Source organism: Bacteroides ndongoniae, from assembly GCF_900108345.1.
Lineage (GTDB): Bacteria > Bacteroidota > Bacteroidia > Bacteroidales > Bacteroidaceae > Bacteroides > Bacteroides ndongoniae.
Genome location: NZ_FNVV01000014.1, coordinates 1,447,867 through 1,460,424 on the forward strand (window position 1 = coordinate 1,447,867; position 12,558 = coordinate 1,460,424).

At 43.5% G+C, this 12,558-nt stretch carries 11 protein-coding genes; 8 read left to right on the forward strand and 3 right to left on the reverse strand.

Features of this window, described 5'->3' with window-relative positions; all coding sequences use genetic code 11:
* Nucleotides 1-11 precede the first annotated feature (11 nt).
* Entirely contained in the window at nucleotides 12-656 is a 645-nt protein-coding gene (locus BQ5591_RS16770) for a hypothetical protein (protein ID WP_071150188.1), read from the reverse strand.
* 770 nt (nucleotides 657-1,426) lie between these two features.
* Nucleotides 1,427-3,394, reverse strand: a complete 1,968-nt coding sequence (locus tag BQ5591_RS16775) for an FRG domain-containing protein (protein WP_159434499.1) — start codon at nucleotides 3,392-3,394, stop codon at nucleotides 1,427-1,429.
* An 882-nt stretch (nucleotides 3,395-4,276) separates the two neighbouring features.
* Here BQ5591_RS16775 and BQ5591_RS16780 point away from each other — a divergent pair.
* Together BQ5591_RS16780 and BQ5591_RS16785 are read left to right on the forward strand one after the other, a co-directional pair.
* A complete protein-coding gene (locus BQ5591_RS16780; protein ID WP_071150190.1) occupies nucleotides 4,277-5,473 on the forward strand; it encodes an ATP-binding protein in 1,197 nt (398 codons plus the stop codon).
* Nucleotides 5,474-5,480: 7 nt separating this feature from the next.
* On the forward strand, nucleotides 5,481-6,317 hold the full coding sequence (locus BQ5591_RS16785; RefSeq protein WP_071150191.1) for a phosphoribosyltransferase family protein: 837 nt from the start codon (nucleotides 5,481-5,483) through the stop codon (nucleotides 6,315-6,317).
* Nucleotides 6,318-6,351: 34 nt separating this feature from the next.
* Here BQ5591_RS16785 and BQ5591_RS16790 read toward each other — a convergent pair whose 3' ends face one another.
* A complete protein-coding gene (locus BQ5591_RS16790) occupies nucleotides 6,352-7,005 on the reverse strand; it encodes a M23 family metallopeptidase (protein WP_071150192.1) in 654 nt (217 codons plus the stop codon).
* A 216-nt stretch (nucleotides 7,006-7,221) separates the two neighbouring features.
* Here BQ5591_RS16790 and BQ5591_RS16795 point away from each other — a divergent pair, with 216 nt between their 5' ends.
* The 6 genes from BQ5591_RS16795 to BQ5591_RS16820 are packed head-to-tail and all read left to right on the forward strand — an operon-like array spanning nucleotide 7,222 to nucleotide 12,558.
* The gene (locus BQ5591_RS16795) at nucleotides 7,222-7,980 is read left to right on the forward strand and encodes a DUF4099 domain-containing protein (RefSeq protein WP_071150193.1); all 759 of its coding nucleotides are present in this window, start codon (nucleotides 7,222-7,224) and stop codon (nucleotides 7,978-7,980) included.
* Nucleotides 7,981-8,012: 32 nt separating this feature from the next.
* The gene (locus BQ5591_RS16800; RefSeq protein ID WP_071150194.1) at nucleotides 8,013-8,237 is read left to right on the forward strand and encodes a hypothetical protein; all 225 of its coding nucleotides are present in this window, start codon (nucleotides 8,013-8,015) and stop codon (nucleotides 8,235-8,237) included.
* Nucleotides 8,238-8,270: 33 nt separating this feature from the next.
* Entirely contained in the window at nucleotides 8,271-9,839 is a 1,569-nt protein-coding gene (locus BQ5591_RS16805; protein WP_071150195.1) for a hypothetical protein, read from the forward strand.
* 2 nt (nucleotides 9,840-9,841) lie between these two features.
* Nucleotides 9,842-11,389 (forward strand): toprim domain-containing protein, encoded by a 1,548-nt coding sequence (locus BQ5591_RS16810; RefSeq protein ID WP_071150196.1) that lies wholly within the window; start codon nucleotides 9,842-9,844, stop codon nucleotides 11,387-11,389.
* Nucleotides 11,390-11,402: 13 nt separating this feature from the next.
* Nucleotides 11,403-11,888 carry a PH domain-containing protein gene (locus BQ5591_RS16815; protein WP_071150197.1) on the forward strand — a complete coding sequence of 162 codons (486 nt, stop codon included), beginning with the start codon at nucleotides 11,403-11,405 and terminating at the stop codon, nucleotides 11,886-11,888.
* Nucleotides 11,869-12,558: a hypothetical protein gene (locus tag BQ5591_RS16820; protein ID WP_071150198.1), complete on the forward strand. Its 690-nt coding sequence runs from the start codon at nucleotides 11,869-11,871 to the stop codon at nucleotides 12,556-12,558. Before BQ5591_RS16815 ends, BQ5591_RS16820 begins: the two co-directional genes overlap by 20 nt.

The following is a 12,558-nucleotide window of genomic DNA, read 5'->3' on the forward strand; positions in this document are numbered from 1 at the left end:
TCCGTGGATTATCAGTCAATATCGTAACCAATCATGAAGTCGTCATTGATAAGCAGATAGTAATAGCCGTTGCCGCAATTCCGGTATTCCTTGCTGAAACCGGCAGCCATGTCGTCGTTGTCCCGCGGCTCGCACCAAAGCGTACCGTCGTATCCGCAAAAGTCGAAACGAAGCGTCGAGAATTTCTCCTTATTCTTCATGGCCTGGCGGAACCGCTGCATGTTCCAGCTTCCGCAATACTTCTCAATCGTGGAAAGGCGGATGCACTTTCCGTCAATAGCCGTTCCTGTGGTAATACGGTTTTCGTACAGGGACTTCTCAAGGTCTGCTGCGGCAATCTTCCGGAGCCAGTCGTTGGTATGTGTGGCAAGAGCGGCCAGCCGCTGGTATTTGAGTATCATTTTCCGGTCTAAATCCTTTTCGTTCTCCTTTTCCTGTGACGGGTAATAGATTTTTTCGATGCGGTTCCAGTCTGAAAAGATGTAGCCATGTTTGCGTTTGCCTTTCGCAATGATACCGACGACGTTCTCCCTACCACGGTTGATAAACAATTTCCGGCGTTCCCCGTAAATCCTGACATACAAGACCGGTGGGTTCTGTTCGTTACGGAGATAAGCTTCTGCCGGATGCATTGTTGTTGCTGTTGTTGTGTCCATACCTGTATTTTTTAATTGTTAATTTCCCTTAGTTCGAGCCATTTCGGACTCTCATGCCGGGATTGGAATTTTTGAGCAATGAAGACTGGAAAAGCGGACGACAAAAGCAGGGAAAGCGGCTGCGGATTTCACGGAAAACCAAAATCTTTGATTTGCGGAAGGCTGCCGTCAAATCCGTACCCGGTTAGCAGAGCGGTACCTGTAGGTTCGGACCGGCCAGTAGATTCGCGAAGAAAATCAATGCCGGTGATGAGTACCATATGTGAGGCGGAACAGGAAATAAATCGGAACATGTAACGGTAAAAAAGGAACTGCTGTTCGGATAAAAATGGAAAATCTGCCAAAGGAGGAATATAAAAGTGATATGCTATGTGAACACCGAGACCGAAGATATCATCAGAGTAGGGGTTTGTTGCCTTTATGCCTTACAGCGACTATGCCCATGCATGACATGTACCTCCAATACTGACACTAGGACACCCTCAAATCTGCGGTAATCAGCAATAACAGACATGAACCAAAGCCTAACAAAGCTCATGAGGACACATGTGTGGCTACCCATCATTCTCACCCATGCCAATATCTGAGTCTTATTGATATGATACTCTTTCGACAAATGAGCTATTAACTCTCCTTGTTTTACCCGGCTACGATAATAAGCCTTTGTTCGTAACTGTACTTCATAAAAAACACCCCAAAAGTTTTGTATCTAACTTTTGGGGTGCACTTCAATTTGACACAGCCTCTTCAATTCTCATAAAACACATTTATTAATATGGAGGTATTCTCAATTTGCCATTAATAAATCCCATAAATTCTTCAACTTTTGCAGTTACAGTAATTAAATCGTGGTATAAATTAGGATTAAATTCCTTATAAGATTCTATTGCAGAGACTATATCCGAAAAATCCCATTGAGTAAAATGACATTGTGTTGAATAATCCATATTTTTTTTTGATGCTATTTTTTCGCATAAATTATTCAATGATTCTGTATCTATCTGTTGTTTACGTACAGATTTTAGTATACAAATAAAGTAATAATTTAGAACGTAGCATAAAGGTTGAATAGTGCCAGCTGAAGTAGATTTAATTATATTACTATCTATCTTATTTTCGCTATTTTTATTTTTAAACAATTCATGTAATGTATTAAGCTCATTTGTTATCGTTTCCAGTAATGGTTTTGATAATTGGGGCATTACTTTCTTGATAGAGGATACAAGATCTAAAGCCTTATTATATTGTTTTGTATCGTATAATAAATCAATTAAATCCTTTATCGTCTTTTGATATTTTGTCAGAGCATACATTTTGAGTCTTTCAATTTTACTTATTTCCTCTATAGATATATGTTTATTGTCCCAATGATTAATATTTTCTTCAATTTTCTCAATCAATACAATACAATGTTTCCGTGTCAATTCATACTCTTCTATGGCTCTATATTTATTGTCTAAGTGTCTAAGACATAAAGCTTTTGAAAAGTGTAATTCTATATCTATTAGAAACATTTTGATATCTTGCGCACTATCGTCTATTGAAGAAATTCGTGGTCGCTTGTCTAAAATGTCTCTAATTTTATCTTTAATACTTGATTCAAAAGATAAAAAGTACTTCAAAGCCAAATCATATTCATCATGAAATAAGCAAGACATCCCATTCTGTAAATTGCTAAGAATCAAGTTTTTATTTTTTGATATTGGAGAAAATTGTTCATTAAAATAATGAGATATAACGCGTTCATATGGTTTTGATTTATCGTGTGATGTTGCGAAACCATTATTATCACCAAATATACTTTCTTCTGTGATTCCAAAATAAGATTTCAATGCAACTTGAATAGCTTTTTTCCAATCTGCTGGTATTGGAATAACAATAATTCCATGTTCTTTGATATAAAACGGGTCTAATCCAAAAATGAACACACTATCTTGTCTAGCTATTCTTTCATTCAAGAAAGATGGTTTCCATATCCAGAATCTATGAGATTTTTCTTCGCTATATCTTGTACTTTTTGTTGTAGCATATAATAAATCTTCGATTCTACTTTTACTACGACAATATGACAAAATAGATAAATTGTCTTTTTCTATCATTTCTGAATTGATGTCGTAACAAAATAAATACCCGAAATTATTATCATCATTATTTGTCTGTGTAGCAAACCATAGAGAAATAAGAAAATTGTTACTGAAATCAACAAGACAAGATGCTCCTCCCTTATGCTGAATATCTGCTAATATTTCAATATCAGAATAATTTTCTGTATATTCTGGGAATCTGATTTTAGCATCACGAATTAAATATTTAATATAATTAATATAGTCGATATGTGATCGATTCTTAAGTTTTTGCATCCTTATTGCTGCACCAGATTTGATATACTCTGGCGGTACATATTTGTATTCTTCACATTTCATTAGTTCTTGAAGAATTTCTATACTTGTAATTCCTCTCTTTTTTAGGTCATCTTTATAATATGTACAAAACCTTTTATAAAACACTTCATAAGCTTTTTTATCCCTTTCTTGTTTTGAGTCTTTATGTTTATCTAATGTTACAAAATTAGGATTTTTTTCTAAAAAACTAGGTATAGATTTTGAGGATGAAAAGTATCTACTTGTTACTCCCCGAAAAATGAGTCTAGGTTCAATTAGATTATTTTTATCTAAAGAATCTATCATAACTTGGAATATTGCGGATATATATGTCCAACCATCTATTGAATTGCTCATATACTTACAAATTTTGTGCGTTTTAATAAAAATAGAAATACTATCTAATGCTAATTTAGAAAACAAATAACAAAACAACAAATTATTTATTTTTTTTTAGAAAATATAGCAATATACCCTAAAATCTTATTCGTCAATGAGACGGAAAAGCCCTTTCCATACTGACGTAATATTATTCAGTTAATGCATAACACCTGAAATTTTTGAGTTCTTTTTTCAATCGCATAGACCAGTTTGCTTCCGTGTGAAAACCACCCGATTACTGCTTAGAATGCATCATCCGTCAGATGTTATGTAAGCCTCCGTAAAGTACGTAATGCAAAAGAGGAATAAATTATCCCGACTCGGTACGGTTCGTTGAGGTCGCCCCTGAGTCGAAACTGATAACATCAAATTATATCTATATCGGAATAGAATCCTTCTAAATTCACCCAATTCCGTGGAAGAAATTCTGTCATATTCTTTTCGTTCCTTTCATAATACAGTGCTTATCTCACATTTATATCTTAAACTTCCAGGTTCCAATAAAGGAATATATAATGGCCGCTCTGTATGCCTATGTGTCGTTAACAGATAGATAGCTTTTCTGTCCTTATGTTGGTTTGGGAATTATGTTGATATTATAATATAAATCAAATAAGAAGTAGGCTCTTTTTCTTCCTCAGCATATCAAGACATGCAATAAATAAAATATATACCAGACTTGTAGTACATATCATCTGGATTGTCCAGATCTTGAGATAAAAAAGGTGCGACTGTAGAACAGCATGGCCAAAAACATAATTGCAAAATATTGTACTTCAATAAATTGATATAGTCTGATAAATTTATTATATTTGCACTGCGTAAAAATACGCACTCCACTGCGTAAAATGTAAAGCTATGTATAAAAGAGCTGAATACCAGATAATTAAAAGCAGAATAGAAGAACCAAGAAGGTTCATTCAGGTCGTGATGGGTGCACGCCAGATAGGAAAATCGACAGTAGTTAAACAGGTATTGAAGGATATATCCATTCCGTATCAGCTGTTTTCCGCTGATAATGTACCGGCTACGAACAGTGCATGGATATCCAACTGCTGGGCGGCAGTGCGCAGCCTCAAAGAAAACAACGGATGGGAAGAGATCGTCCTGGTAATAGACGAAATACAGAAGATATCCAACTGGAGCGAGGTAGTAAAAAAGGAATGGGACGATGACACATTTCATGACCGCAACATCAAGGTGCTGCTGTTGGGCAGCAGCCGCGTGCTGTTGGAAAAGGGACTGTCGGAATCTCTTGCCGGAAGATTCGAAGAGATACGCATGAGCCACTGGAGCTATACGGAGATGAGGGACAGTTTCGGTTTCTCAATCGATCAATATCTCTATTACGGAGGCTATCCCGGCGCAGCCTCACTTATCGGTGACGAAGACCGTTTCCAGCAATATATACAGTCTGCCATTATCGAGGCGACCATCAACAAAGACATCCTGATGGATACCCCCATCAGCAAGCCGGCATTGCTGCGACAGACCTTTGAACTGGGAGCGGCATACTCAGGCAACCTGCTGTCGCTGAACAAGATGCTCGGTTCCCTTCAGGATGCAGGGAACACGGCCACACTGGCCGGCTACATCAATCTGCTGGAAGAAAGCGGACTGCTGTGCGGCTTACAGAAGTACAGCATTGATACGGCCCGAAGAAAAGCCAGCATTCCGAAGTTCCAGGTGTTCAACAATGCACTGAAGACGGTGTACAGCCCTGTATCATTCAAACAAGCCCTGCTTGACCGTCGGGTATGGGGCCATATATTTGAATCCGGCATCGGAGCATACCTTGTAAGTCAGGGGTTCATCCACCGGTTTGAAGTGTTCTACTGGAGGGAACGAAATGATGAAGTGGACTTTGTCATCCGAAAGAAAGACAGAACAATAGCCATCGAGGTAAAGAGCAATGCCGAGAAAAGGACAGACGGCCTGGATAAATTCAGGGAACTGTTTGCACCACAGGCTTCGTTCATTGTCGGCGACGGCGGCATCAGCGTAGAAAATTTCCTCTCGATGGATATCAGAAAACTATTCCAAAGCCCCCGATAAAACAGATATGTTTGCGAAATCCGTATTCACGCTTCTATGTACGCTGGTGTGCATTCTGTTTTACGTCATAGGATTCTGGCGAAGGAAAGCCGGCGATGCTGCCTTTGCTGCTGCACAAGCCGCTATAGACAAGAAAGAGCGTGAGCGGTATTGCCGACTGTCCGTACTGGCCGGTAACAGGAATGCCTGCCGAATGTTCTTCTTTTCACATACGGACATATACGAGAGCCGCCAACCGCTGAAACCGTACAGCTTCCGGGGGATGAAAATGGCCTTCTACGGCTACTACTACCCCATGCGCTACGAAAAGCTGCTGAGTGACAGGCAGCGGATGTTCTGCCATGCGCTATTCAGATTTAAGGACGGTGGAATCAGCGGAGTGAGATTCTTCAAATCCTGCATGGAAGCCCTGCATCTTGAAGAAGGGAACCTGCATATCATGTTCATGCCGTGCAGCAGCCGTGAGAAATACATCCGCCGCTTCAGACGGCTGGACGAATATATATCCATGCATTGCCCGCAGATGACCTCGGGACTGAACGATGTGGTGATAACCGGAACACGCGAAAGCCTGCACAAGATGAAAGGCGGCAAAAAACGTATTCTCAAACGGAACTATAGCATCACCGGCGAGGTAGAAGGAAAAAACATCGTCATCGTGGACGACGTGATGACCACCGGGCAGAGCGTATCCGAGTATAAGAAAGAGATAGAACGGCACGGCGGACGGGTAACAGCTGCCATCTTCTATGGGAAGACGGTGGAAGTTCCGCCGCTTTTTTTACTGAGAATGCACGTCTGGTATATTCAGGTAAAATGCCTGCTGAAAACGAGGAAAAGATGAAACAGCGACATAAGCATGAAACCTTGAAATGCCATTACAGGTCTCTCAAAGCCCTTACACATTCATCCTTAATATTTTTGATGTGGCGGAAAAGAATCCACGGGTCGATACTTTTTCCGTTTAGCTTGCACGTAACGTGTAGATGCTCGCCCGTACTGCGCCCCGTAGAACCAGTTATTCCGACTGGTTCTGCGGGGTTTACTTGTTTTCCTTTACCCACCAGAATCCGTGAAAGATGGCAATAACTGACCAGATAATTTCCATGACGTAGAACAACATATTTTCCAGAAGCATTATCCTGCCCGACTTTAACTACTATTCCGGACATCATAGCCAGAACTGCTTCATTTCTGGCATGAAGATCAAGACCTCCATGGAATTTTTTCTTTCCGGTGAAAGGATCGGTACGATAACCGTAAGATGACGTTACCGTCAGGGCTTTCAGCGGAAGACTTACACTCAAATATCTTTCTGTCCAAAACTTTCTTGCTTCGTCCGCTTTTCCTGACATCTCGGAATTATCAGGATTAACACTCCCGAACGATTTGACAGCACCACTATTGTCAGTTAGAATCAATATGTCTGATTTATAGGAATCATCCATTGTCACAAGTGGACACGCTCGTGCATAAACAGACTCAGCAAAAATTGAAATACCCATCAGACCAATCAATATATTTTTTCTCATGGAGCAAAGATAATGGGACCAACATATCAGGACGAATTTCCACAAAACTATGTGATTAAAATATGATTATTTTAATATTAGAATATGATTTTTGGAGTATAATCATACTTAAATCATAAAAAAGATATAATATAACTCTTTATATATCTGATAGTTTACAGCAATTAGATATTGAAGATATATTTGCAGAGTATAATTTTAATATGGAATTAAAATATGAAAAATAATAATTTCGATCTTAGTGAGTTACCTTATCAGGTACTGTCAAAATTTGGGCTTAGCAGAGAAATGATAGAAGACCTTCCCATGCGTGTACTGAAAGAAATATGCAACGGAAGACATTCACCGGTATTACCTGTACGCGTAACTGATGAGAACGGACAGACTGCAGAGAGCCGTACACGCTTTGTATGTATCCGAAAGGATGACGGAACGACAGACGTAGTATTCTATCCGGTACTGAAATCATCGCCACTGGAACAATACAAACCTGAACAACAAAAAGAATTATTGGACGGGAAAGCCATCATTGCAGATGTAATACAGACCGACGGCAGACACGGCAAGGCTTTCGTACAGATAGATCCGGGGACGAAACAGGTAATGTCGGTACCCACACCCATCATCGGACGCAACCTTCAGGTTCTCGCCGAGGAACTGCGTCTGGGGGCAGTGGAAATCAAGAGTATGCAGCACGGAGATCCGCTTACCCTACTGGTAGATGACGATACGGTTACGGTAGGTATCGACCTGACAACCCCGACAGGGATCCGATTCTGCTCCGGTGACGGACAGAAATGGAAAGAGCGTGACAAACGTGAATGGGACAAATACAACTTCGGTTGCTACGGATGCTGGGTAATGGACGATGATGGTAACCTGGATTATGTGCCGGAAGAAGAGTACACAGAAGAAATCTGGAACGAGCAGAAGAAAAGCGGGGAAAGGAACCGTGCGACAGCCCTTCATAAATAAGACAGCATTATAAAATCATTAAATAAAAAAAGATGTCAGAACAAAAATATTATCCAGAAGATATTCTGGTGGAAAAAATGGAAAGCGGCGAATACGGTTGGCTGGACTACATCAACCATTATTCTGCTGAGTGGCAGGAGGAGTACGGCCGCTATTGCGAAGAGAACGGCTTTTCCATAGGAAACGAATCAGCAGCCGAGTTTGTCCGCCATAAGGATGCTGAACTTGAAGCTGCCATGGAAAACGGAGAAGCATAGAAAAACAACTAACAAAAGACTACACAACGGACTATGGCGATACGAAAAAATACCAATCCACGGGAAATGGATCTGCAACCCGAAATGCAAAAAATACTGATGCGCAACGGGATGCAGGCCCATGTGGTGTCTGACGGCACGGGATATAGACTGGTCGTTCAGGGACATGACTCACCTTTGCTGACCTACGCCATCACCGAACGCCAGATGCTGGCCCTTACGGACTGGGGAACAAACACAGCAAACAAGAAAGCCTACAATGTATTTACCAGCATTATAGGCAGTGACTTTTATCTGCCCAAGAACTTTGTACATGCAAGAAACGCAAACGGGCGTGTGGCCATGGGACTACACGGCTACAGGATAGGCATAGGAGAATACGGACGGACTGCATGGCTCAGGATGCCGCCTCCGTTTTTAGGATGGACTCCACGCAACCAGTGGGGCTTTCATCTGCGCAGAGTGGGAGGCAACCTGTTCTATCCGGGAGGACCGGCTGTGCCGGAACGATGGGACGGACGGATGAAACCCGGAGAACTGCAGTCAGGCGGTTACGGCTTCTACTACAAGGGGAACAAGCAACCCCAGCCACAGCAAGAACGGGACGTACTGCAGGACCTTCAGGCTGTAATCACTCCGATGACAAGCCGACCGAGAAGTGCGGAACCGGCAATTCCATACCGCGAACTGATAACGTCTCCGGTATATTTTTCCAATGAGAAATGGCAGGAATGCCTGTCATCGCACGGAATAATCATTGATCAGGAAGCCAAGACCATGACTGTACAGTCGGAACAAGAAACGGTGGACATGGTCTATGACCTATCGGATGAAGAGGCAGCCATACTGACCTCCAACTCGATAGAAGAGCATCCGGCAGAAAAACGCATCAGCCTGATAAACGATATCATCAGTCCGGACTTTGCCGACAAGGTAAGTATGGAAACGCTGAACAGCAACAGCCGTATTGCCATCGGACTGCATCCTGAAATACGTCAGGAAATAGAACAGCAAAACCAATTGCAGGAAAACACTTTCCTGCAGGAACAGCAGGTACAGGAACAACGGATGACAACAGGCATACAGGCAGCAGCTACTGTGGACGGACGTGACCTCACACCCATCAACGAAAAGATGGGCTGGTACAGGGAAGAAAGAAACGGACGTGAGGTCGAAGTGGGTGAAATAGCCGTACATCCTGCTGAATCCGAGGGAAAGTACCGGATGAGTGCCGTAATTAACGGACAGGTTGTGAGCCATGAGATAAGTCAGAAGGAATATGACAAGTTTCTTGCAGTTGATGACTATCACAGGATGAAACTGTTCTCGAAAGTGTTTGACGAAGTGGACATGAAAATGCGTCCGGAAGCCCGACAGGGGCTGGGCGTAAAGATACTTGCCGCACTGACTGCAGGTACGGTGGTAGCCTCGGAAGTGGCACACAACCTGCGGTGCCATCATGCCCCTGAGGTGTACAGCGAGCATTACTGCGGACCGAGACCCTATTACAAACCGGGAGTTGACACTCCAAGGGATGTGGCAATACGCTACTTCGAAGCAGAAATGAACCAGGAAATAACAGATATGAGATTAGGAAGGTAAATATGAGAGACGGAGACCTTACATACGACGACTATCTGCGCAGACTGAACATTCAGGATGTGCTGATTGATGCGGGTTACCGCCTGAACAGGCGGGACGGCCTGCGCTATCCTTCGTATGTCCGCACGGACAGCGACGGACGACGTATCCGTGGCGACAAGTTCATAGTGACAGCCAACGGACAATGCTGTTTCCAGCCACCGCAACAGAAACTTTACAATATAATATCGTTCATCAAGGAGCATCCGCAGCTTTTTGCCGAATACAAAACCGGAGTCTCACCTGACAGACTGGTGAACCTTGTATGCTGCCGTCTGCTCAACCACCCCATAGAGGAGCGCAGTGCCCGCATCCTACAGCCCAAACGGGATATCAGGCCTTTTGACATTGAACATTACGAGTTGCATAAATTCAACCCACAGGATCGGGAAACACAGAAAAGATTTTATCCTTATTTCAAGAGCAGAGGTATAGACCTGTACACCCAATATGCTTTTCACAGGAATTTCTGTCTGGCAACCAGACATCTGGAAGACGGGAGATCCTATACAAACTTGTCGTTTCCGCTGATTCTGCCAAAAGAGCCGGACAAGACTGTGGGATTTGAGGAAAGGGGTCGTCCGCGACCAGACGGAAGCGGAAGCTACAAAGGAAAGGCAGAAGGAAGCAATTCGAATGAAGGTGTCTGGGCCGCCAGTCCTGCACAGACCAAGCCGGCTGACGCAAAAGATATCTACTGGTTTGAAAGCGCATACGACGCAATGGCCTATTACCAGCTGCACCAGAAAACAAACAGGGATTTGAGAAAGGCCGTGTTTGTATCTACCGGAGGTTCACCGAGCCGCCAGCAGTTCAGAGGAATGCTTGAAGCAGCGCCACAGGCTTCACACCACCTTTGCTTTGACCGTGACCGTGCGGGAAAAATCTATGCAATAACCTTTGCCCTCACCCATGCCGGAATGGAATTTACCAGCTTCACCCCGGAAGCGGACCTGCTTGTCATTCAGGAAAACGGAAAAGGAAACCTACGCCATGAAATAAAGCTGGAACCCTTTGACTTTGACAAGATAATCCAACCATTTGGGAAACAGGGAGAAGAGCCGGTAAATACAAACGAAGCGGCAAGAAGGCCGGATTCCTTGGACCCTAACACCACATCCCGTATCATCTATGAGCCGGCAGCTGACGGCTACAAGGACTGGAACGACCAGCTACTAGACCAAGGGAGGCCAATAGAAGAAAAGAGGAACGAACTTCAGGAGATAAGCGGAAAAGCCACTCTGAACCGTGCTTTGGCAGCTTTGCCGGAAGTCAATCCGGAACATATCCGTACCGGGACGTATGACGAAGCGGACTATAAGGCTGTACGACAGAGAATTGAGCGTGCGGACAAAATAATATTCTCCTTTGAAACCCAAGATCAGGGAATGCCTGAAAAAGGTTTCCAGGAGATGTACAAAATCCGGGAAGAACTATCCCGCCTGGAAAAAGAGATATCCGATTCCTTACCAGAGATAAAAGAAGAGAACCAACCACGGTTTCACCGATAAACAGAGTCTGCCTATGCAAATGACACATTACAATATCATCAACTTCCGACCGCATCCGGCACAGTTTGTCATCAATGAACTGCCGCTGATGTCGGTCTGTATTGCTGGACTGATATACGGAGGCATGGAAAATATGCCTCTCAGCAGCATGGCGACCATAATATCTGCATTAACACTTCTTGTATTGCTGTACCGCTACATCTACCTGCGCAGAATACGCTACGACATCACTGCCGAACAGCTTGTATGCGAGCGCGGTATTCTGTTAAGAAAAGTGGATTATATGGAACTGTACCGCATCGTGGATTTTCAGGAGAAACAGAGTATCCTACAACAGATATGCGGACTGAAAACAGTAAGCATCCTCTCGATGGACCGGAACACGCCCCGGCTTGATCTGCTGGGGATGAAACGCAGTGACAGAATCGTGACTCTGATACGCGAACGCGTGGAATACAACAAACGAAAAAAGGGAATATATGAGATTACCAATCATTAGCATACTGCTGGCACTTGCCATTATAGTTCCACAGGCGCTCCGTGCACAGGTAGCAGCTTCGAATCCTCTGGAATGGATGGCGCTGGCCGAGGGCAATGACCTGATAAACGGACAGATAGAAAAGCAGATTAAGGGACAGACACAGACTGCACTGTTACAAAATACCATTGCAGCAGAGTTCAACCGCATCCACCAGTGGGAGAAACAGTACAACAGCTATCTGAAGACCGTAAACGGCTATGCATCGTCGCTGAAAGCCTGTACCCATCTGTACAACGACGGAGTGAGGATTTTTCTTACACTGGGAAAACTTGGCAAGGCCGTGCGTGACAATCCACAGGGTATCGCAGCCGGAATGAGCATGAACAACCTGTATATAGAGACGGCCACCGAACTGGTGTCTGTCTTTACGCTGCTGAACGATGCCGTAGCCAAGGGAGGAACAGAGAACATGCTGACGGGCGCAGAACGCAGCAAGACACTGTGGGCACTGAATGACAAGCTGTCGGCTTTCAGCCGCAAACTGCATCTGCTCTATCTGAGTGTGCGCTATTATACACTGAATGACGTATGGAACAACGTGACAGCCGGGATGATAGAACGAAATAACGGAGAAGTGGCCAGAACAGCCATGTCGCGCTGGCGGAGGGCTGCAGCCATGACACGATAA

Coding starts and splice junctions, on each gene's coding strand:
- BQ5591_RS16770 (WP_071150188.1), bottom strand. CDS start 656: ATGGACACAACAACAGCAACAACAATGCATCCGGCAGAAGCTTATCTC.
- BQ5591_RS16775 (WP_159434499.1), bottom strand. CDS start 3,394: ATGAGCAATTCAATAGATGGTTGGACATATATATCCGCAATATTCCAA.
- BQ5591_RS16780 (WP_071150190.1), top strand. CDS start 4,277: ATGTATAAAAGAGCTGAATACCAGATAATTAAAAGCAGAATAGAAGAA.
- BQ5591_RS16785 (WP_071150191.1), top strand. CDS start 5,481: ATGTTTGCGAAATCCGTATTCACGCTTCTATGTACGCTGGTGTGCATT.
- BQ5591_RS16790 (WP_071150192.1), bottom strand. CDS start 7,005: ATGAGAAAAAATATATTGATTGGTCTGATGGGTATTTCAATTTTTGCT.
- BQ5591_RS16795 (WP_071150193.1), top strand. CDS start 7,222: ATGAAAAATAATAATTTCGATCTTAGTGAGTTACCTTATCAGGTACTG.
- BQ5591_RS16800 (WP_071150194.1), top strand. CDS start 8,013: ATGTCAGAACAAAAATATTATCCAGAAGATATTCTGGTGGAAAAAATG.
- BQ5591_RS16805 (WP_071150195.1), top strand. CDS start 8,271: ATGGCGATACGAAAAAATACCAATCCACGGGAAATGGATCTGCAACCC.
- BQ5591_RS16810 (WP_071150196.1), top strand. CDS start 9,842: ATGAGAGACGGAGACCTTACATACGACGACTATCTGCGCAGACTGAAC.
- BQ5591_RS16815 (WP_071150197.1), top strand. CDS start 11,403: ATGCAAATGACACATTACAATATCATCAACTTCCGACCGCATCCGGCA.
- BQ5591_RS16820 (WP_071150198.1), top strand. CDS start 11,869: ATGAGATTACCAATCATTAGCATACTGCTGGCACTTGCCATTATAGTT.